This is a genomic window from Angustibacter sp. McL0619 (assembly GCF_049994355.1).
Lineage (GTDB): Bacteria > Actinomycetota > Actinomycetes > Actinomycetales > Angustibacteraceae > Angustibacter.
Genome location: NZ_CP188257.1, coordinates 3,896,302 through 3,916,400 on the forward strand (window position 1 = coordinate 3,896,302; position 20,099 = coordinate 3,916,400).

At 71.0% G+C, this 20,099-nt stretch carries 20 protein-coding genes; 6 read left to right on the plus strand and 14 right to left on the minus strand.

What is annotated here, in order from left to right; all coding sequences use genetic code 11:
* Positions 1 to 4: 4 nt before the first annotated feature.
* The 10 genes from ACPPVT_RS18090 to ACPPVT_RS18135 all read right to left on the minus strand — a co-directional run bounded on the left by ACPPVT_RS18090 (position 5) and on the right by ACPPVT_RS18135 (position 10,795).
* Positions 5 to 376, minus strand: coding sequence for a YidH family protein (locus ACPPVT_RS18090; protein WP_426562691.1), 372 nt, complete (start codon positions 374 to 376; stop codon positions 5 to 7).
* Entirely contained in the window at positions 369 to 725 is a 357-nt protein-coding gene (locus ACPPVT_RS18095; RefSeq protein ID WP_426562693.1) for a cupin domain-containing protein, read from the minus strand. Before ACPPVT_RS18095 ends, ACPPVT_RS18090 begins: the two co-directional genes overlap by 8 nt.
* A 40-nt stretch (positions 726 to 765) precedes the next feature.
* Positions 766 to 2,061 (minus strand): thymidine phosphorylase, encoded by a 1,296-nt coding sequence (locus tag ACPPVT_RS18100; RefSeq protein WP_426562695.1) that lies wholly within the window; start codon positions 2,059 to 2,061, stop codon positions 766 to 768.
* A 163-nt stretch (positions 2,062 to 2,224) separates the two neighbouring features.
* Positions 2,225 to 2,617 carry a cytidine deaminase gene (locus ACPPVT_RS18105; RefSeq protein ID WP_426562697.1) on the minus strand — a complete coding sequence of 131 codons (393 nt, stop codon included), beginning with the start codon at positions 2,615 to 2,617 and terminating at the stop codon, positions 2,225 to 2,227.
* Position 2,618: 1 nt separating this feature from the next.
* The gene (locus tag ACPPVT_RS18110; protein WP_426562699.1) at positions 2,619 to 3,896 is read right to left on the minus strand and encodes an ABC transporter permease; all 1,278 of its coding nucleotides are present in this window, start codon (positions 3,894 to 3,896) and stop codon (positions 2,619 to 2,621) included.
* A complete protein-coding gene (locus tag ACPPVT_RS18115; RefSeq protein WP_426562700.1) occupies positions 3,893 to 5,014 on the minus strand; it encodes an ABC transporter permease in 1,122 nt (373 codons plus the stop codon). The genes ACPPVT_RS18110 and ACPPVT_RS18115 overlap by 4 nt, the downstream gene beginning before the upstream one ends.
* Positions 5,011 to 6,558: an ABC transporter ATP-binding protein gene (locus ACPPVT_RS18120; RefSeq protein WP_426567202.1), complete on the minus strand. Its 1,548-nt coding sequence runs from the start codon at positions 6,556 to 6,558 to the stop codon at positions 5,011 to 5,013. The genes ACPPVT_RS18115 and ACPPVT_RS18120 overlap by 4 nt, the downstream gene beginning before the upstream one ends.
* 157 nt (positions 6,559 to 6,715) lie before the next feature.
* Positions 6,716 to 7,765: a BMP family lipoprotein gene (locus ACPPVT_RS18125; RefSeq protein ID WP_426562701.1), complete on the minus strand. Its 1,050-nt coding sequence runs from the start codon at positions 7,763 to 7,765 to the stop codon at positions 6,716 to 6,718.
* 214 nt (positions 7,766 to 7,979) lie between these two features.
* Positions 7,980 to 9,176: an amidohydrolase gene (locus ACPPVT_RS18130; RefSeq protein WP_426562702.1), complete on the minus strand. Its 1,197-nt coding sequence runs from the start codon at positions 9,174 to 9,176 to the stop codon at positions 7,980 to 7,982.
* Positions 9,177 to 9,211: 35 nt separating this feature from the next.
* Positions 9,212 to 10,795 carry an acyl-CoA mutase large subunit family protein gene (locus ACPPVT_RS18135; RefSeq protein ID WP_426562704.1) on the minus strand — a complete coding sequence of 528 codons (1,584 nt, stop codon included), beginning with the start codon at positions 10,793 to 10,795 and terminating at the stop codon, positions 9,212 to 9,214.
* Positions 10,796 to 11,239: 444 nt separating this feature from the next.
* On the opposite strand from ACPPVT_RS18135, the gene ACPPVT_RS18140 reads away from it, so the two are divergent.
* Positions 11,240 to 11,440, plus strand: a complete 201-nt coding sequence (locus tag ACPPVT_RS18140) for a hypothetical protein (RefSeq protein ID WP_426562706.1) — start codon at positions 11,240 to 11,242, stop codon at positions 11,438 to 11,440.
* Positions 11,441 to 11,616: 176 nt separating this feature from the next.
* Here the strand turns inward: ACPPVT_RS18140 and ACPPVT_RS18145 are convergent, their stop codons facing one another.
* On the minus strand, positions 11,617 to 12,696 hold the full coding sequence (locus ACPPVT_RS18145; protein WP_426567203.1) for a mannose-1-phosphate guanylyltransferase: 1,080 nt from the start codon (positions 12,694 to 12,696) through the stop codon (positions 11,617 to 11,619).
* A 212-nt stretch (positions 12,697 to 12,908) separates the two neighbouring features.
* On the opposite strand from ACPPVT_RS18145, the gene sdhC reads away from it, so the two are divergent.
* The 5 genes from sdhC to ACPPVT_RS18170 are packed head-to-tail and all read left to right on the plus strand — an operon-like array spanning position 12,909 to position 17,463.
* On the plus strand, positions 12,909 to 13,283 hold the full coding sequence (gene sdhC, locus ACPPVT_RS18150) for a succinate dehydrogenase, cytochrome b556 subunit (RefSeq protein WP_426562707.1): 375 nt from the start codon (positions 12,909 to 12,911) through the stop codon (positions 13,281 to 13,283).
* A gap of 10 nt (positions 13,284 to 13,293) precedes the next feature.
* On the plus strand, positions 13,294 to 13,737 hold the full coding sequence (locus ACPPVT_RS18155; RefSeq protein ID WP_426562709.1) for a succinate dehydrogenase hydrophobic membrane anchor subunit: 444 nt from the start codon (positions 13,294 to 13,296) through the stop codon (positions 13,735 to 13,737).
* Positions 13,738 to 13,748: 11 nt separating this feature from the next.
* On the plus strand, positions 13,749 to 15,500 hold the full coding sequence (sdhA, locus tag ACPPVT_RS18160; RefSeq protein ID WP_426562711.1) for a succinate dehydrogenase flavoprotein subunit: 1,752 nt from the start codon (positions 13,749 to 13,751) through the stop codon (positions 15,498 to 15,500).
* Entirely contained in the window at positions 15,500 to 16,255 is a 756-nt protein-coding gene (locus tag ACPPVT_RS18165) for a succinate dehydrogenase iron-sulfur subunit (RefSeq protein WP_426562713.1), read from the plus strand. The genes sdhA and ACPPVT_RS18165 overlap by 1 nt, the downstream gene beginning before the upstream one ends.
* Positions 16,256 to 16,257: 2 nt before the next feature.
* Positions 16,258 to 17,463 carry a D-alanyl-D-alanine carboxypeptidase family protein gene (locus tag ACPPVT_RS18170; protein WP_426562715.1) on the plus strand — a complete coding sequence of 402 codons (1,206 nt, stop codon included), beginning with the start codon at positions 16,258 to 16,260 and terminating at the stop codon, positions 17,461 to 17,463.
* Here the strand turns inward: ACPPVT_RS18170 and ACPPVT_RS18175 are convergent.
* The 3 genes from ACPPVT_RS18175 to trpS are packed head-to-tail and all read right to left on the minus strand — an operon-like array spanning position 17,390 to position 20,071.
* The gene (locus ACPPVT_RS18175; protein ID WP_426562717.1) at positions 17,390 to 18,454 is read right to left on the minus strand and encodes a YihY/virulence factor BrkB family protein; all 1,065 of its coding nucleotides are present in this window, start codon (positions 18,452 to 18,454) and stop codon (positions 17,390 to 17,392) included. The two genes, ACPPVT_RS18170 and ACPPVT_RS18175, sit on opposite strands and share 74 nt — an antisense overlap.
* The gene (locus ACPPVT_RS18180; protein WP_426562719.1) at positions 18,451 to 19,005 is read right to left on the minus strand and encodes a 2'-5' RNA ligase family protein; all 555 of its coding nucleotides are present in this window, start codon (positions 19,003 to 19,005) and stop codon (positions 18,451 to 18,453) included. The genes ACPPVT_RS18175 and ACPPVT_RS18180 overlap by 4 nt, the downstream gene beginning before the upstream one ends.
* A 46-nt stretch (positions 19,006 to 19,051) precedes the next feature.
* A complete protein-coding gene (gene trpS, locus ACPPVT_RS18185) occupies positions 19,052 to 20,071 on the minus strand; it encodes a tryptophan--tRNA ligase (RefSeq protein ID WP_426562721.1) in 1,020 nt (339 codons plus the stop codon).
* Positions 20,072 to 20,099 lie beyond the last annotated feature (28 nt).

Genomic DNA, 20,099 nt, shown 5'->3' on the forward strand with positions numbered 1-20,099 from the left:
GCTCTCAGCCGAGCTGCGCGGCCGCGTAACCGGCCAGCAGCAGCGCCATCGCGACCACGATGAGCGCGAGCACCCCGAGCGCGCGCGGCGGCGGCAGGTGGGTGCCCACCCGCAGGGAGCGCTCCACCCGCGCCCAACCCACCGCGGCGCGCACCGCGATCAGCCCGCCGACCAGGCAGGCGCAGGCGGCCACGACGTCCAGCAGCCGTGGCAGGTCGGCCAGGGTGGCCAACGAGGTCAGCGCCACGCCACCGGCGACCATCGCCAGCGCGGTGCGCACCCAGGCCAGCGCCGTCCGCTCGTTGGACAGCGAGAAGCGGGGGTCCGGGTCGTCGCCCACCCCGTACACCCAGCGAGGACGGCGCTGCTCACTCATCGTCGCGGTGCGCGAGCCCCGGCTCGAAGGCGGGCAGGCACACGGCGATGTACTCGGCGCCGGAGTCACCAACCAGATAGCGCACCCGCTCGCCGGCCCTGGTCACCAGCGCCTGGCCGGGGCCGACGTCGGTCGCGCCGCCGTCGTGCTCGACGGTGACAGTGCCGCGAAGCACCACGGTCACCTCGTCGAACTCCGGGGTCTGCGCCGGCTCCTGCCAGCCCGGCGGCGCCTGCATGTGCGCGACCGACACGGCGGACTCGCCGCTGGTCACCCGGCCGACGTACTCGTCAATGACCTTGCCGCCCGGCACCGGGATGCGGGTCGGCGCGCTGATCAGCTCCGGCATGTCGCCGAGCCTAGCCCTGCGGCCGCAACGTGGGCTGCACTCAGTCGGCGGCGATCCGCTCGGCGACCAGCGGCAGCAGGTCCGGCCGCGAGCCCTCGGGGGCGATGAAGTAGCTGCCCTGCAACGCCTCCAGGGCACGCTCGAAGCGCTCCGGGGTGTCGGTGTGCAGCGTCATCAGGGGCTCGCCGCCGCGCACCTCCGCCCCCGGCTTGACGTGCAGCTCGACCCCCGCGCCGGCCTGGACGACGTCCTCCTTGCGCGCGCGTCCGGCGCCGAGGCGCCAGGCGGCCACCCCGACCGCGAGGGCGTCCAGCTGGGTCAGCACGCCGTCGGCCGGCGCCGTGACGACCTGCGTCTCGCGGGCCCGCGGCAGCTCGGCGTCCGGGTCGCCGCCCTGGGCCGCGACCATCGCCCGCCAGACGTCCATCGCGGACCCGTCCCGCAGCCGGTCCGCGGGGTCGACGTCGCCCCGTCCGGCCGCCGCCAGCATCTCGCGTGCCAGTGCAAGGGTCAGCTCGACCACGTCGTCCGGGCCGCTGCCGGCCAGCACCTCGACGGACTCGCGCACCTCGAGCGCGTTGCCGGCGGTCAGCCCGAGCGGGGTCTGCATGTTCGTCAGCAGCGCGACCGTCGTCACGCCCGCGTCCGTGCCCAGGTCGACCATCGTGCGGGCCAGCTCGCGGGCGTCGTCCAGGTTCTTCATGAAGGCACCGGAGCCGACCTTGACGTCCAGCACCAGCGCGCCGGTGCCCTCGGCGACCTTCTTGCTCATGATCGAGCTGGCGATCAGCGGGATGGCCTCGACGGTGCCGGTGACGTCGCGCAACGCGTAGAGCTTCTTGTCGGCCGGGGCCAGACCGTCGCCGGCCGCACAGATCACCGCCCCGACCTCCTCGAGCTGGCTGAACATCTCGGCGTTGGTCAGGTTCGCGCGCCAGCCCGGGATCGCCTCGAGCTTGTCCAGCGTGCCGCCGGTGTGCCCGAGCCCGCGGCCGGACAGCTGCGGCACCGCAACGCCGCAGGCCGCCACCAGCGGGGCCAGCGGCAGGGTGATCTTGTCCCCCACACCGCCGGTGGAGTGCTTGTCGGCGGTCGGGCGGGACAGCGTGGAGAAGTCCATCCGCTCCCCGCTCGCGATCATCGCGGCCGTCCAGCGGCTGATCTCGCGCCGGTCCATCCCGTTGAGCAGGATCGCCATGGCCAGCGCGGCCATCTGCTCGTCCGCCACGGCGCCGCGGGTGTAGGCGTCCACCACCCAGTCGATCTGCGCGTCGTCCAGGCCGTGCCCGTCCCGCTTGGCCCGGATCACGTCGACGGCGTCGAAGGCTTCGCTCATGGGTCGATCCTCTCGGTTCGGTCCGGTCCTGGCCACGTCCGTTCGCCCCCGGCGTACTGCCGCGGCTCCGGCCGCTGTTGACCACGTTAGGTTGGCCGCGGTCCGCTTCTCGAGGCGTCGAACCCACGTGAAGCAGGCCTTGGACCACATAACGTGGTCAAAGTCAGCGGGCGAGGTTCTCGGGGCCGAACGCGTCGGGCAGGATCTCGCTCATTGTCCGGACGCCGGACGGCGTGTCGACCAGGCAGTCCGGGCCGCCGTTCTCCCAGAGCAGCTGACGACAGCGGCCGCAGGCCATCAGGGGGGCGCCGGACCCGTCAACGCAGGCCACCGCGACCAGCCGGCCGCCACCGGTGACGTGCAGCTGGCTGACCATGCCGCACTCGGCGCACAGCGCCACCCCGTAGGCCGCGTTCTCGACGTTGCAGCCGACCACGACCCGGCCGTCGTCCACCAGACCGGCGACTCCGACCGCGAAGCCCGAGTACGGCGCGTAGGCGTGCCGCATCGCCTCGACCGCCGCCGCCCGCAGCGCCGGCCAGTCGACCTCGGCCACCTCAGCCGCCCTCGCCGCGCCGGTACGGCAACCCGTCCGCCGCCGGCATCCGCAGCCGCTGCGCCGACAGGCTCAGCACGAGCAGGGTGGCGACGTAGGGGGTCATGCCGGTGAAGTCGTCCGGCACGGCCTCGGTCGAGGCGTACCAGACGAACAGAGCGGCCGCACAGGCCGCGGCGACCAGCGTGGTGGCGACGTTCGACCGGCGCAGGATCCGCCACACGACGATGCCCAGCAGGATGAGTGCCAGCACCAGGAGCAGTGCGTGCACGCTCTCACCGCCACGGCGCAGCTGCAGCGCGTCGGTGTAGCCGAACAGCGCCGAGCCGGCCAGCAGCCCACCCGGACGCCAGTTGCCGAAGATCATCGCGGCCAGACCGATATAGCCTCGCCCCCCGGTCTGCCCGTCCCGGTAGATGCTCGCCGCGACCTCCGCGAGGTACACGCCGCCGAGGCCGGCGAACGCCCCCGAGGCCACCACTGCCGCGTACTTGTAGCGATAGACGTTGACGCCGAGCGACTCGGCCGCCACCGGGCTCTCGCCGCAGCTGCGCAGCCGCAGACCGAACGACGTCCGCCACAGGACGAAGTACGTCCCGACGACGAGCAGCAGGCACACGATGGTCAGCACCGACAGGCCGGTGGTCAGTCCGCGCAGGAGCCCCGCGACGTCCGAGACCACGAACCAGTGTTTCTTCTCGATGGTCCCCAGGTTGTCGGACAGCCAGTGGACCGTGATCGTCGGCAGCTCGGCGATCTGCGGCGACTGGGTCTTCCCGCCGCCGGGCTTACCGGTGAAGGCCAGGCCGGACAGGTACCTCACCAGCCCGGCCGCGAGCAGGTTCAGCGCGACGCCCGAGACGATGTGGTCGACGGTGAAGGTCACCGTCGCGACGGCGTGCAGCAGCCCACCGAGGGCGCCGAACGCGACGCCGCATAGCAATCCGACCCACGGCCCCCACTGGTAGCCACCGAACCCGGCGCCCCACGTGCCGAAGATCATCATGCCCTCGAGGCCGATGTTCACCACACCCGCGCGCTCGGCCCAGAGGCCACCCAGCCCGGCCATCGCGATCGGGACGGCGAGCACGAGGGTCGCGGCGACGGTGCCGCTGGAGTCGATGTCGTTCGCCCCAGTGATGATGCGCGCCAGCGACATCAGGACGATGCCGCCACCGACCACCAGCAGCCAGCCGGAGTAGGTCAGTCCGCGGCGCCCACGACCGGAGACCAGCCCAGGAACCGGCGCGCCGGCCGCCTCGGCGATGTCGACGCTCATGCCGTCACCTCCTGGACGTCGCCGGGCCTGGATACCAAGGCCTGGGCCACCTTCCGTTGTTCGGTGGCCACGCTGTAGCGCCGGACCAGCTCGTAGGCCACCACCACCGCGAACGTGATGATGCCCTGCATCACCAGCACGATCTCCGGAGCCACGCCCGCGATGATCTGCAGCGGGTTGCTGGCGACGTTGAGGTAGGCGAAGAACAGCGCCGCTACGCCGACGCCGATCGGGGAGTTGCGGCCGATCAACGCGATCGCGATCCCGGTGAAGCCGAGACCGGCCGGGAACGACAGGTCGTACGAGTACGTCTTGCCGAGCAGCTCGGGCAGTCCGACCAGTCCGGCGATGGCGCCGCTGAGCGCCATGGAGATCAGCACCATGCGCTTGACGTTGACACCGCTGGCCACCGCCGCGGTCGCCGAGCGGCCGGTCGCGCGCAGGTCGAAGCCGAACCGGGTGCGCCCCAGCAGGTACCAGTAGCCGATCCCGACCAGGATCGCGATGAACACGAACCCGTAGGTCTGCACCGGGACGTCGGGCACCAGGGTCAGGCCGGGCATCCGACCGGACACCGGGATCTCCTTGGTGGAGATGTTGTTGCTGGCCGGGCCGGAGGCGACCTTGCGTAGCAGGAAGGCGAGCAGGTTCGCCGCGATGTAGTTCAGCATGATCGTCGAGATGACTTCGCTGACGCCGCGGGTCACCTTGAGGATCGCGGCGATCGAGGCCCAGCAGGCACCGACCACCATGGCCACCGCGATGATCACCAGGATGTGCAGCGGGCGGGGCAGGTGCAGCTGGGCGCCGACCACCGCGGCCGCGAACACGGCCATCCGGTACTGGCCGTCGACACCGATGTTGAACAGGTTCATCCGGAAGCCGATGGCCACTGCGATGGCCGACAGGTAGTACGTCGTGGCCAGGTTCACCGTGGACAGCGCGTTGCGGGTCATCGCGTTCGGCAGACCTCCGCCGGTGAGCAGGGTCTTCCAGGTCAGCCAGACCGGGTCCCCGGCGATCAGCAGCATCACGCTGATCACCAGCACGGAGAACGCCACAGCCAGCAAGGGCGCGGCCAGAGCGAGCCCGATGCGCTTCGGGTCGAGCCTTCTCATGCGCCCTCCTCCTGGCTGTCGGCGCCGGTCATGGCCGACCCGAGCTGCTCGGGTGTCACCTGCGCCGGGTCGAACTGGCCGACGAACTTGCCGCGCAGGATGACCTGGATCGTGTCCGACAGCCCGATCAGCTCGTCCAGGTCGGCGGAGATCAGCAGCACGGCCAGCCCGGCCGAACGGGCGTTGCGGATGTGCTCCCAGATGGCAGCCTGCGCACCCACGTCCACCCCGCGGGTGGGGTGGGCCGCCAGCAGCACGATCGGCTCCCCGGACAGCTCGCGGCCGACGATCAGCTTCTGCTGGTTGCCGCCGGACAGCGCGTGCGCCGCGACGTCGATGCTCGGCGTCCGGACGTCGAACTCGCTCACGATGCGCTCGGTGTCCGCCCGGGCGCCGGAGCGGTTGATCAGCGGACCCCTGGACGACGGCGGCTGGGTCTGGTGGCCCAGGATGCGGTTCTCCCACAACGGAGCGTCCAGCATCAGGCCCTGACGCTGCCGGTCCTCGGGGATGAAACCGATTCCTGCCTCGCGGCGGCGCCGGGTGGACCACTGGGTGATGTCGACCTCCCCGAGCGTGATCACGCCCAGGTCGGGGATGCGCAGGCCCATCAGGGCGTCCACCAGCTCGCCCTGGCCGTTGCCCTCGACCCCCGCGATGCCCAGCACCTCACCACGGTGGATGGTGAAGTCGATGGCCTCCAGCACGGCCCGCTCGCCCGAGCGCAGCGTCAGGTCGCGCACCGTGAGCATCGCGACGTCCGTCACGGTGGACTCGCGGGTCTCGGGGCTGGGCAGCTCGCTGCCGACCATCAGCTCGGCGAGCTGACGGGACGTCGTGTGGCCCGGGTCGACGGTGGCCACCGTCTCGCCACGACGCACCACGGTGATGTCGTCCGCGACCGCGAGCACCTCGTCCAGCTTGTGCGAGATGAAGATGACGGTGAGCCCCTCGGACTTCAGGTCGCGCAGGTTGCCGAACAGCTCGTCGACCTCCTGCGGCACCAGCACCGCGGTCGGCTCGTCCAGGATGAGCGTGTTCGCGCCTCGGTAGAGGACCTTGAGGATCTCGACGCGCTGGCGGTCGCCGACGCCGAGGTCCTCGACGAGCGTGTCCGGCTCGACGTCCAGGCCGTAGGCGTCGCTGAGCCGGCGGATCTTCGCCCGGGCCCTGTCCCCGATGCCGAACAGCCGCTCCGCGCCGAGGGCGACGTTCTCCAGCACGGTGAGGTTGTCGGCCAGCATGAAGTGCTGGTAGACCATGCCGATCCCGTGACCGATCGCGTCGCTGGGCGAGTGGAAGCTCACCACCTCGCCGCCCACCTCGATGGTCCCCTCGTCCGGCCGCTGGACGCCGTACAGGATCTTCATCAGCGTGGACTTGCCCGCGCCGTTCTCGCCGACGATCGCGTGCACCGTGCCCTTGCGGACCTCGATGTTCACGTCGTGGTTGGCGACCACTCCGGGGAACCGCTTGGTGATCCCGGTCAGCCGGACTGCGAGCTCGCCGGTGGCGGCGCGCGGTGTGTCGGTGTCGGTGGACAGGACGTCCTCCTCGAGATGACGGCGCCGGCCCGTCGACGTTGACGGAGGCGCGTGGGCGCGGGGTGAAACAGGTCCGGGGCGACGCTACCGCGCCGCCCCGGACCGTTGTCAGGCGTTGAGCACGAGCACGTCTTGCGACGAGCCCGCGACGATCAGGTCACGGAGTGGTGGGAACCGTGATCTTGCCGTCGATGATGTCCTGCTTGGCCTTGTCGACGTCGGCCTTGATGTCGTCCACGTGACCACCGGTGGTCGCGTAGTCGACGCCACCCTTCTTGAGGTCGTAGATCTGGTCGCCGCCCTGGACGGTGCCGTCCTGGTTCGCCTTGATGAAGTCGAACACCGCGACGTCGACCTTCTTGAGCATCGACGAGATGATGACGTCGCGCACGCTCGCGTCTGCGGTCAGGGCCTGGTCGGAGTCGACACCGATCGCCGAGGCGCCGGCAGCCTTGCACGCCTCGAACACGCCACCACCCGAGCCGCCAGCGGCGGCGTAGATGATGTCAGCGCCGGCGTCGAGCATGCCCTGCGCAGCCGTCTTGCCCTTGGCCGGGTCGCTGAAGCCGGAGAAGTCCGGCGGCTGGGTCAGGTACTTGATCTGGATCTTGATGCTCGGGTTGACCGACTTCGCACCGGCGACGTAGCCGGCCTCGAACTTCTGGATCAGCGGCACCTGGACGCCACCGATGAAGCCGATGTTGCCGGACTTCGACTTCTTCGCGGCGATGACGCCGACGAGGTACGAGCCCTCGTTCTCGGCGAACAGCAGGCTGGTGACGTTGGTCGGGGTCTTGGGACCCTTGGCGCTGTCCACGATCGCGAACTTGCTGTCGGGGAACTCGGCCGCGACCTTGTCGACCGCACCGGCGTAGGCGAAGCCGACCGCGACGACGGGGTTGTAACCGGCCTGGGCGAGCGTGCGCAGGCGGTCCTCCTTGGCGGACTCCGACTCACCGGTGGTCGCCTCGGCCTCCTGGGCGGTGACGCCCAGGTCGGACTTGGCCTTGTCCAGACCGGCTGCGGCGGCGTCGTTGAACGACTGGTCGCCACGGCCGCCGATGTCGTACGCGAGACCGACCTTGAGGGCCTTCTTCGTGCTCGAGCTGGTGCTGCTGCTCGAGCTGTTGTCGTCGCTGCTGCCGCACGCGGCCAGAGCGAGGGCAGCCACCGAGGTGACGGCCACGATCTTCATCACCCGACGCAAGGGTGTCTCCTTAGTTCGATGCCTCGTGGAGATACCACGGGAGGCTGATGGCAACCGAGACCCATGCTGTTGGCCGGGCTCGAGTTCGCCTGGACTTTACCCGCGCTGGCTGGGCGTTGTGACCACCGCAGGGCGCAGTATCCGAACCGTTACCGGGTAGTCACATCGTCAACTGTTGACGTGGACCGGTCGGACCATGTCGAACCGGTGCAGGTCAGGACACCAGCGCCTGGAGCGCCACCTGGGCCAGCAGCTTGCTGCCCACCGGCACGCTCGCATCGTCCACCCGCAGGTTGCCCTGGTGCAGGTCGAACGTCGGACCGCCCGGCGTCCGGGTGCCCAGCCGGGCCATCGCACCCGGGACCGACTCGAGGTACCAGGCGAAGTCCTCGCCGCCCAGGCTCTGCTCGGTGCCGACCAATGAGCCCACCCCGACCATCTGGCCGGCGGCGGCAGCCAGATGACCCGCGGCCCAGGGCTCGTTGACCACCGGCGGGACGCCTCGCACGTGCTCGACCTCGGCGCTCACCCCGTACGGCGCGACGACGGCGCGGACGACCTCGTCGACGATCTGCTGGGCCTGCGCCCAGGCGCGGATGTCCAGCACCCGCAGGGTGCCGGCGACCTCGCCGTAGGCGGGGATGACGTTGGCCGCCGAGCCGGCGCCGATCCGGCCCCAGACCAGGCTGGCGCCGGCCCGCGGGTCCAGCCGGCGCGACAGGGCGCCGGGGACGTCCGTGACGAGCTTGGCGAGGGCGAACGTGAGGTCCTGGGTCAGGTGCGGGCGCGAGGTGTGCCCGCCCTTGCCGCGCAGCCGGACGGTGACCGAGTCGGTGGCCGCGGTGATCGGGCCCTCCCGCAGGCCGATCGTGCCGGCGTCGATGGACGGGTCGCAGTGCAGGGCGAAGATGCTGGTGACGTCCTCGAGCACGCCGGCGGCGATGAGGTCCAGCGCCCCGCCGGGCATGACCTCCTCGGCCGGCTGGAACAGCAGCCGCACCCGCCCCGGCAGCGGGCTCGCCCGGTGGTGCTCGGCCAGGGCCAGCCCGGCGCCCAGCAGCGAGGCGGTGTGCACGTCGTGACCGCAGGCGTGCGCCACGCCGTCCACCGTCGAGCGCCAGGGGTCCGTCGTCTCGTCGACCAGCGGCAGGGCGTCCAGGTCGGCGCGCAGCGCGACGACCGGTCCGGCGTCCGGGTCACCGACCTCGGCGACCAGCCCGCTGCGCGGCAGTCCCTGGACGGCGATCCCGGCCTTCTCCAGCCGGGCGGCGACCACGTCGCAGGTGCGCAGCTCTTGCCACGAGGGCTCGGGGTGGGCGTGCAGGTCACGCCGAACGTCGATGAGCTCAGGTTCGAGGTCGGCCACGATCTGGGACGTCGCGTACGCGAGGTCTCGGGCGTCGGTAGTCACGGTCAGTCCAGGTTATCCGTCAGAAGGCTTATCCGTCAGAAGGCGTCGCGCGGGACGTAGGTGCCCCACACCTCCCGCAGCGCGTGGCAGACCTCGCCCACGGTGGCGCGGGCGGCCAAGGCCGAGCGCAACGGGTACAACACGTTCTCGGCGCCTCGGGCGGCTTCCTGAACCGCGGCGAGCGCCCGGTCCACCTCGGCCTGGTCGCGCTCGGCCCGCAGCGTGGCCAGCCGGGCGGCCTGCTCGGCCTCGATGGCGGGGTCGACCCGCAGCGGCTCGTACGGGTCCTCGACGTCCACCGTGAACCGGTTGACGCCGACGATCACGCGGTCGCCGGCGTCGATCTCCTGGGCCACCTGGTACGCCGAGCGCTCGATCTCGGCCTTCTGGAAGCCCTCCTCGATCGCGGACACCGCGCCGCCGCGGTCCTCGACGGCCCGGATCAGCTCGCGGGCGGCGGCCTCGATCTCGTCGGTCATGGTCTCGACCAGGTAGGAGCCGGCGAACGGGTCGACCGTCTTGGTCACGTCCGTCTCGTACGCGATCACCTGCTGGGTGCGCAGGGCGAGCCGGGCCGCCTTGGCGGTGGGCAGCGCGATCGCCTCGTCGTAGGAGTTGGTGTGCAGGCTCTGGGTGCCGCCGAGCACCGCGCCGAGCCCCTGCAGCGCGACCCGCACGAGGTTGACCTCAGGCTGCTGGGCGGTGAGCTGCACCCCGGCCGTCTGGGTGTGGAAGCGCAGCATCAGCGACTTGGGGTCCTTGGCGCCGAACTCGTCGCGCATGATCTGCGCCCAGATGCGGCGGGCGGCCCGGAACTTGGCGACCTCCTCCAGGAACGTCGTCCGGGCCACGAAGAAGAAGGACAGCCGGGGCGCGAAGTCGTCGACGGACAGGCCGGCGTCCAGCGCCGCCTGCACGTACGCCTTGGCATTGGCCAGGGTGAACGCGATCTCCTGCACGGGCGTGGCACCGGCCTCGGCCATGTGGTACCCGCTGATCGAGATCGTGTTCCAGCGCGGCAGCTCCTTGCGGCAGTACGCGAAGGTGTCCGCGATCAGCCGCAGCGACTCGGCCGGCGGGAAGATGTACGTGCCGCGCGCGATGTACTCCTTGAGCACGTCGTTCTGGATCGTGCCGGTCAGCTGGCCACCCTCGACGCCGTGCTCCTCCGCGACCAGCTGGTACAGCAGCAGCAGCACCGAGCCGGGGGCGTTGATCGTCATGGACGTCGACACCTCCTCCAGCGGGATGCCGTCGAAGAGCAGGCGCATGTCGTCGATCGAGTCGATGGCGACGCCGACCTTGCCGACCTCGCCGTGCGCGATCGGGTCGTCGGAGTCGTAGCCCATCTGGGTCGGCAGGTCGAACGCCACGCTCAGCCCGCCGGTGCCAGCCGCGACGAGCTGGTGGTAGCGCTCGTTGGACTCCTTGGCGGTGCCGAACCCGGCGTACTGGCGCATGGTCCAGGGCCGGCCGGTGTACATGCTCGGGTACACCCCGCGGGTGAACGGGTACTGCCCCGGCTCACCCAGCTGCTGCTCGGCGTCCCAACCGTCCAGCTCCTGCGGCCCGTAGACGGTGTGCAGCTCAAGACCCGACTCGGTGTGCGATTCACTCACCCGGGAAGGGTATCGACGCGGCGGGCATCCGCGCCCCGCCCGTGTCCGACCTCACAGGGGACCCGTGCCGTGCAGCTACCACCGTCCCTGACCAGGACCGCCCACGAGCAGCGCGGCCTGGTGAGCACCCGTCAGCTGCTCGTCGCCGGCGTCAGCCGGGCGGCGATCCGGTGGAACGTCGCGCCGGGAGGGCTTCGCCGTACGCCGTCGCACCTACCCCGACCCAGCGGCCTGGCGGGTGGGCCCGCTCGTGATCTGCTCGCCCGCCCGCGCGGCCGTCGACACGGCGCGCGAGCTCGGACCGCAGGACGCGCGGGCCCTGCTGATCAGCGTCGTCCAGCGAAGGCTCCTGCGGCCGGAGGACCTGCAGGCCGAGGTCGCCGCGGGGCCCGTGCGGGGACGGGCTCCGCTTCGACGTGCGCTGGAGGATGTGGCACTGGGCGCGTGTCGTTGCCGGAGGCGCAGGTGCTACGCGAGCTCGCCCTCAGCAAGGTGCTGCCCGCGGTCGTCGCCAACCCGTGCCTGGTCGCTGCCGACGGCACACGTCTGCCCACTCCGGACTTCTGGCTGGACGACGTCCGGCTCGCCGGGCAGGAGCACTCGCGGGCGCACCACGTCCGGGTCGCGACTGGGAGCAGACCGTAGCCGCAGACACCCGTCTGGGCGAGTACGGCGTCCTGGTCCTGGCCGTGACGCCGACCGGGTTCCGCCGTGACCCGGCGGCGTTCCGGCGTCGGGTCGAGCAGGCCTACCTCGCGGCCCGTGCGACCGGGCGGCGACCCGACGTCCGCATGGTCCCGCGGTGATCAGGGGGCAGGAGCTCAGAGGAGGTCGGTGCGGTCGGCGGCGGCGAGCCGGTCGACGATGCTCTTGACCTGCTGGACGTGCGAGCGCGCCGCCACCAGCACGGCGTCCGGGGTGTCCACCACCACCACGTCCTGCAGCCCGAGCAGCGCGACCACCCGCCCGGGCGAGGTCACCACCAGACCGCTCGCGTCCACCGACAGCAGCTCGCCGCCGCCCAGCACCGACAGGCGCTCGTCCGGTAGCACCGACTGCAGCGAGCCGAAGTCGCCGACGTCGTCCCAGCCGAACTCCCCCGGAACGACCGCGACCCGCCCGGCGGCCGCGGCCGGCTCGGCGACGGCGTAGTCGATGGCCACCTTCTCAAGCGTCGGCCACACCTCATCGAGCACCTGCTGGCGCTGCGGGGTGTCCCATGCCGCGCCGATCGCCCGCAGGCCGGCCGCCAGCTGCGGGCGGTACCCGTCCAGCAGCTCCAGCAGGACCGCGGCCCGCGCCACGAACATGCCCGCGTTCCACCGGTATCCCTGCTTCAGGTAGCGCTCGGCGGTCGCGGCGTCCGGCTTCTCGACGAACTCATCCACCGCCAGCGCGGACGGCGCGCCGACCACTCCCAGCGGGTCGCCCGGTCGGATGTAGCCGAACCCGGTGGCGGGGCGGGTCGCCGTGATGCCGATGGTCACCAACCGCCCGGTGCGCGCGACGGCGACCGCCTCTTCGACCGCGGCGGCGAACAGCGAGGCATCGGCGATCACGTGGTCCGCGGCGAAGGAGCCGACCACCGCCTGGGGGTTCCGGGCGTGCACGACAGCAGCAGCCAGGCCGATCGCCGCGGCCGAGTCGCGCGGCGAGGGCTCGGCCAGCAGGTCGTCCAGGTCGAGGCCGGGCAGTTGGCGGGCGACCGCGCCCGCGTGGGCGGCACCGGTCACCACGCAGACCCGGCCGGCCACGCCGTCCAGCCGGTCCCAGGTCTGCTGCAGCAGCGTGCGCCCTGTCCCGGTGAGGTCCAGCAGGAACTTCGGCTCGGCGCGTCGCGACAGGGGCCACAGTCGCGTCCCGGCTCCGCCGGCGGGCACCACGGCGGTCAGATCGGTGATCACGGCGGTGACGTTACCGAAGGCAGCCAGCCGAATGACCCTTCCGGCGATCGTGCGTGAGGGGTTGGTCACACCCGCCGTGCCCGGTGCAGCGGTCGGCGCCCGACCTCACTAAAGTGACCACGTCGTGGACGTCGCCGTCCCCCGCCCCCCTGCACCACCGCAGCCTGTCGGGTCGACGCGTCTTCCCCCGTCAGGCGAAAGGGAACGTCGTGCCCAAGGCACCCGCAGGCACCCTGTACCGGGGCCGCGAGGGGATGTGGTCGTGGGTCGCGCACCGGGTGACCGGCGTGCTGATCTTCTTCTTCCTCTTCGCGCACGTGCTGGACACCGCGCTGGTGCGCGTCTCCCCGCACGCCTACAACGAGGTGATCGGGACCTACAAGAACCCGATCGTCGGGCTCGGCGAGGCCGGGCTGGTCGCCGCGATCATCTTCCACGCGTTCAACGGTGTGCGGATCATGCTGGTCGACTTCTGGTCCAAGGGACCGCGCTACCAGAGGCAGATGCTCTGGGTCGTCATGGCGCTGTGGGTGCTGCTCTTCGCACCGTTCGCCGTCCGCCACCTGATGCACGTCTTCGGCTGAGGGAGCTGACATGACCACCATCGAGGCTCCGCGGGCACCGTTCCGCCGCAGCCGGGCGACCCGCAGCAACTTCGAGCTCTACTCGTGGCTGTTCATGCGCGGCTCCGGCGTGGTGCTGATCGCACTCGTGTTCGGCCACCTGTTCGTCAACCTGGTCAGCGGCCAGGGCATCAAGGCGATCGACTTCGCCTTCGTCGGCGGCAAGTGGTCCAGCCCGTTCTGGCAGACCTGGGACCTGCTGATGCTGTGGCTGGCCGAGCTGCACGGGGTCAACGGCGTGCGCACCGTGATCAACGACTACGCCGAGAAGGACAGCACCCGCATCGTGCTCAAGACCCTGTTGCTGCTGAGCGCCGCGCTGATCCTGGTGCTCGGCACGCTGGTCATCTTCACCTTCGACCCGTGCCCGGTGGGCGAGCCCGCCAACCTGCTCCCGTCGTTCTGCACCAAGTAGGGATGTCACTCATGCAGACGCACACCTATGACGTGGTCATCGTCGGTGCCGGCGGTGCCGGCATGCGCGCGGCCCTGGAGTCCAGCAAGCGGGTCCGGACGGCGGTGCTGACCAAGCTCTACCCGACCCGCTCGCACACCGGCGCGGCTCAGGGCGGCATGTGCGCCGCGCTGGCCAACGTCGAGGAGGACAACTGGGAGTGGCACACCTTCGACACGGTCAAGGGCGGCGACTACCTCGTCGACCAGGACGCCGCCGAGGTGATGTGCAAGGAGGCCATCGACGCCGTCCTCGACCTGGAGAGGATGGGCCTGCCGTTCAACCGGACGCCCGAGGGCAAGATCGACCAGCGTCGCTTCGGTGGGCACACCCGCAACCACGGTGAGGCCGCCGTCCGGCGCTCCTGCTTCGCCGCGGACCGCACCGGCCACATGATCCTGCAGACGCTGTACCAGAACTGCGTCAAGCAGGACGTCGAGTTCTTCAACGAGTACTACGTGCTCGACCTGATCACCACCGGCAGCGGCGAGACGCTGCGCACCGCCGGCGTGGTGGCCTACGAGCTGTCCACCGGCGAGATCCACATCTTCCGCGCCAAGTCGGTGGTGCTGGCCACCGGCGGCGTCGGCAAGGTCTACAAGACGACGTCCAACGCGCACACCCTGACCGGTGACGGCATGGGCATCGCGTTCCGCAAGGGCCTGCCGCTGGAGGACATGGAGTTCTTCCAGTTCCACCCCACCGGCCTGGCCGGGCTCGGCATCCTGCTGTCCGAGGCCGCGCGCGGCGAGGGCGGCATCCTGCGCAACAGCGAGGGCGAGCGCTTCATGGAGCGCTACGCCCCGACGATCAAGGACCTCGCGCCGCGCGACATCGTCGCCCGCTCGATGGCCAACGAGGTGCGCGAGGGCCGCGGCTGCGGGCCGAACAAGGACTATGTGCTGCTCGACCTGACCCACCTCGAGCCCGCGCACATCGACGCGAAGCTGCCGGACATCACCGAGTTCGCCCGCACCTACCTCGGGGTCGAGCCCTACACCGAGCCGGTGCCGGTCTACCCGACCGCCCACTACGCGATGGGCGGCGTGCCGACCAACGTCGAGGCGGAAGTGCTGCGGGACAACACCCACGTCGTCCCCGGCCTGTACGCCGCCGGCGAGGTCGCCTGCGTGTCCGTGCACGGCTCGAACCGGCTGGGTACCAACTCGCTGCTGGACATCAACGTGTTCGGCCGCCGAGCGGGCATCGCGGCCGCCGAGTTCGCCGCCACCGCACCGCTGGTCGACCTGCCCGACACGCCCGAGGCGGGGACCGTCGAGCTGCTGGAGTCGATGCGCTCGCGGCAGGACGGCGAGCGCGTGGCGGTCGTCCGCAAGGCTCTGCAGGAGACCATGGACCGCAACGCCCAGGTGTTCCGCACCGAAGGCTCGCTGAAGCAGGCGCTGTCCGACATCGAGGGCCTGAAAGACCGCTACCGCAACGTTTCCGTGCAGGACAAGGGCAAGCGGTTCAACACCGACCTGCTCGAGGCCGTCGAGCTCGGGTTCCTGCTCGACCTGGCCGAGGTCATCGTGCTCGGTGCGCTGGAGCGCAAGGAGTCGCGCGGCGGCCACTTCCGTGAGGACTATGCGCTGCGCGACGACGTGAACTTCATGCGGCACACGATGGCCTACCGTGAAGAGGGCGCCGACTCCACGAGCGTGCGCCTCGACTACAAGCCGGTCGTGCAGACCCGCTACGAGCCGATGGAGCGCAAGTACTGATGACGACCACGCAGGAGACTCGCCCCGCCGAGGTGGGCGCGGTCCCGAGCTTCGACGTCACCCTGCGGATCCGCCGGTTCAACCCCGAGGCGGACGCCGAGCCGCACTGGGAGGACTACCGGGTCACGGTGCACGCGACCGACCGTTTGCTGGACGCGCTGCACACCATCAAGTGGGAGCAGGACGGTTCGCTGACCTTCCGCCGCTCCTGCGCGCACGGCGTCTGCGGCTCGGACGCGATGCGGATCAACGGCAAGAACCGGCTCGCCTGCAAGACGCTGCTCAAGGACCTCAACCCGAAGAAGCCGATCACGGTCGAGCCGATCAAGGGCCTGACGGTCGAGAAGGACCTCGTGGTCGACATGGACCCGTTCTTCGCGGCCTACCGCGAGGTGATGCCGTTCCTGGTGACCAGCGGGAACGAGCCGTCCCGAGAGCGCATCCAGAGCCAGGAGCAGCGCGACCGGTTCGACGACACCACCAAGTGCATCCTGTGCGCCGCGTGCACGTCGTCCTGCCCGGTGTTCTGGGGCGACGGCCAGTACTTCGGCCCGGCGGCGATCGTCAACGCGCACCGGTTCATCTTCGACAGCCGCGACGAGGGCAGCGACCAGCGGCTGGAGATCCTGAACGACAAGGAAGGCGTGTGGCGCTGCCGCACCACGTTCAACTGCACGGACGCGTGCCCGCGGGGCATCGAGGTCACCAAAGCGATCCAGGAGGTCAAGCGTGCCCTCCTGACCCGCAAGGTCTGACCGTGCGGTTTCCGACATTGCCAGCTGCGGCCGTCGCCGCCGCGTCTGCCGCCCTGCTGCTGGCCGGACCGTCGTCCGCCGTCGCGACCACCACCACGACCAACCCCCGCCCGGTGGTCGGTGGGGAGCGGCTCGCCGCCAAGACCGTGGTCACCGACCTGCCGGACGGCGTCCCCGCCCCGCCGAAGTTCAGCGCCGGCGGCTGGGTGCTGGCCGACCTGGACACCGGCGAAGTGATCGCGGCCCGCAACGCGCACGGCCGCTACCTGCCGGCGTCCACGCTCAAGACGCTCACGGTGCTGACCACGATGCCGCAGCTGGACCCGGGCGCCCTGGTGCAGGCGGCCAACGAGGACCTCGTCGAGGGCACCCAGGTCGGGCTCGACCCGCACTCGAAGTACACGGTCCAGCAGCTCCTGCTCGGCACGATGCTGTCCTCCGGCAACGACACCGCGACGGCCCTGGCCAGGGTGGCCGGTGGCGCCGGCGGCGTGCGGGCCACCGTGGCGGCCATGCAGGCCAACGCCCAGCGCCTCGGCGCCTTCGACACCGTGGTGCACAACCCGAGCGGGCTGGACGCGCCCGGGCAGCTGTCCAGCGCGTACGACCTGGCGCTGGTCGCCCGGGCCGCGATGGCGCTGCCGCAGCTGCGCGCCCTGGTCGCCACCAAGCACGCGCAGTTCCCGGGCAAGCAGCTGCCCGGCAAGAAGCGCAAGAGCTACCAGATCTCCAACCACAACACGTTCCTGTTCAACTACGACGGCGCGACCGGCGTGAAGAACGGCTACACCGTCGCTGCGCGATGGACGGCGATCGCGGCCGCCACCCGCGGCGGGCACACCTACGTGCTGACCGCCCTGCGCCGCGGCGAGAGCAGCTGGCGACCTCAGGCGGCACTGTTCGACTGGGCCTTCAGGTACGGCGGGCTGGCCCGGCCGGTCGGCTCCCTGGTCACCCCCGAGCAGGCGGCCGAGCTGCAGGCCGCCGCGCCCGCCACCGCCTCGCCCGCGCCCGTCGCGGCTGCCGGCTCGGCGGTGGCGCTGGCCCGGTCCTCGGCCGGCGACCGCAGCACGCTGGTGCTGGTCGCGACGGCAGCCGGCATCGCGGTGCTGCTGGTCGGTTCGTTGCTCGGGCTCAGCGCCCGCGCACGGCGCCGACAGCTGCACGCAGCCCGTGTCGCACGCTCCGCGCGACAACCAGTGCGCTGACCCCGAGCACGGCGCCCGCAGCCAGGGACGTCCGGTCGGCCGAGCGCTGACCGAAGCTCGGCAGCATGGCCTCGCGCGGCCCGGCCCGGCGCGGCAGGGGTTCGACCGGGGTCCCGGTGCCGAGCCGCCCACGGTCCTGCAGGCCGGTCGCCGCCCAGGCGGCCGACAGCAGCACGACGCGGCTGATCAGGTTGATCAGCAGGAGCAACCCGATGATCACCGCGAAGCTGGCCAGCACCGGCTTGCGGGACGCACTGGCCAGCAGCAGCCCGCTGCCGAGCTTGAGCACACCCATGCCGACCGCGCCGATCAAGGCGCCCTGACCGACGTCCCTGCGGGAGAGCGTGAGCCCGCTCATCAGCCGCAGGATGATCACCATCAGGATGAAGTCGGCGACCAGGACGACGAGCACCCCGAGCACCCGGACCAGCACCTGGGCGCTGGTGGAGCCGGAGTCGACGCCGACCCGGTCCATCGCCCAGGACGTCGCGCCGGTGACCACCAGTGACAGCACGCCGGAGGCGAGCACCGGAACGCCCAGCAGGGCCAGCAGGCCGAGGTCGCGCATCTTGCGAAAGGCGATGTTGCCGGTCTGCCGGGGCTGGTCGAACATCGCCCGGGTGCCCTCCCGGATCGCGTTCACCCAGCCCAGTCCGGCGAATACCAGCGTGACCACGCTGACCAGGCCCGCAATAGTCAGCAGGTCCGGGGTCGGGGGGTTGGTGGCGTCCAGCAGGCCCTCGGGGTGCTCGGCGTCCTTGACGATGCCCGGCAGGGTGTCCGAGATGTAGGCAACGACCCGGTCGAAGAGCTGCGGGTGGTCTCGCAGCACGAACCCGAAGACACTGAAGGCCAGGATCAGCACCGGGATCACCGAGAAGAACCCGACGAACGTGACCCCGCCGGCCAGCAGGTTGCCGCGCGCGTTGCCGTACCGGGTCCAGGACCGGTACGGGTGGCTGGCCTGTAGGCGCGCGAGCAGCTCCTTCACCGGCTGCTCGCGGCGTCCGCCGTCCCCGCGACCGGGAACGGGAACCAGCCCTGGGCCCGCCAGACCTCGTCCTGGCCGTGCTCGTAGAGGTGGAATCCCTCCACGGTGAAGCGGCATTCGAAGTCGGACAGCTCGCGGGCCGCGCGGTCCAGCGCGTCGTCCGAGAGGTGGTGAGCCACAGTGACGTGCGGGTGGTAGTAGAACTGGATCTCACGGCCCAGCGGGCCCTGGCGCACGGCCTGCTCGAGCAGCTCGCAGTCCGCGATGCCCTGCACGAGCGGGACGAAGACCACCGGCGAGACCGGCCGGAAGGTGGACGTCCCGCGCAGGTGGATCTCGAACGAGCGGGACTTGGCGGCCACCCGGGCCAGGTGTTCGGTGACCACGTCCGCCGGCAGGTCGAGCTCGGTCGGCGGGAGCAGCGTCACGTGCGTCGGGATGGACGAGGCCAGCGCGTCACCGAACGAGGCGCGGTAGGCGCGCAGCTCCTCGCCGTAGGGAGACGGGATGGAGATGGCCACTCCGATGGTTCGCTGCACCCCGTTGGTCACCGTCCGATCTTGCCCTAACTTGCGGTCCACGACACTCATCGGGCGCTCACGGCCGCGCCTGCAGGAAGCCGACCCGGTCGTAGACCCGAGCCAGTGTGCGGGACGCGACCTCGCGGGCCTTGGCCGCGCCGGTGGCCAGCACGTCGTCCAGCGCGTCTGTGTCGTCCAGGTATGCCAGAGCGCGGTCGCGGAACGGGCCCAGTTCTGCGGCGGCCAGGTCGGCCAGGTCGCCCTTGAGGTCGCCGTACCCCTTGCCCGAGTAGTCCTTCTCCAGCGACTCGACCGGCCGGCCAGACAACGCCGAGTGGATGCTCAGCAGGTTGGACACGCCCGGCTTGTCGGCCACGTCGTAGCGGATCTCGCGCTCGGCGTCGGTCACGGCAGAGCGGATCTTCTTCGCGGTGACCTTGGGCTCGTCCAGCAGGTCGATCACGCCGGAGAGGCTGGCAGCCGACTTGCTCATCTTGGCGGTCGGCTCCTGCAGGTCGTAGATCTTCGCCGTCTCCTTGACGATGTAGGGCTCCGGGACGGTGAACGTCTCGCCGAACCTGGTGTTGAACCGGATCGCCAGGTCGCGGGTCAGCTCGAGATGCTGGCGCTGGTCCTCGCCGACCGGGACGGCGTCCGCGGCGTAGAGCAGGATGTCGGCGGCCATCAGCACCGGGTAGGTGAACAGCCCGACCGTCGTGCGGTCGGTGCCGGCCTTGCCGGCCTTGTCCTTGAACTGCGTCATCCGGCCCGCCTCGCCGAAACCCGTGATGCAGCCCAGCACCCAGGCCAGCTCGGCGTGCTGCGGCACGTGGCTCTGCACGAACAGCGTGGAGTGCTGCGGGTCGACGCCGCCGGCCAGGTACTGCGCCGCTGTCCGCCGGGTCCGGTCGCGCAGGGTCCTGGGGTCGACCTCGACGGTGATCGCGTGCAGGTCGACCACACAGTAGAACGCGTCGTGCGTCTCCTGCAGGGCGACCCACTGGACCAGCGCGCCCAGGTAGTTGCCCAGGTGCAGGGAGTCGCTGGTCGGCTGCATCCCGGACAGGACGCGCGGACGGGAGTCGGTCACGGACATGGCCGACAGTCTTTCAGGTCAGCGGCTG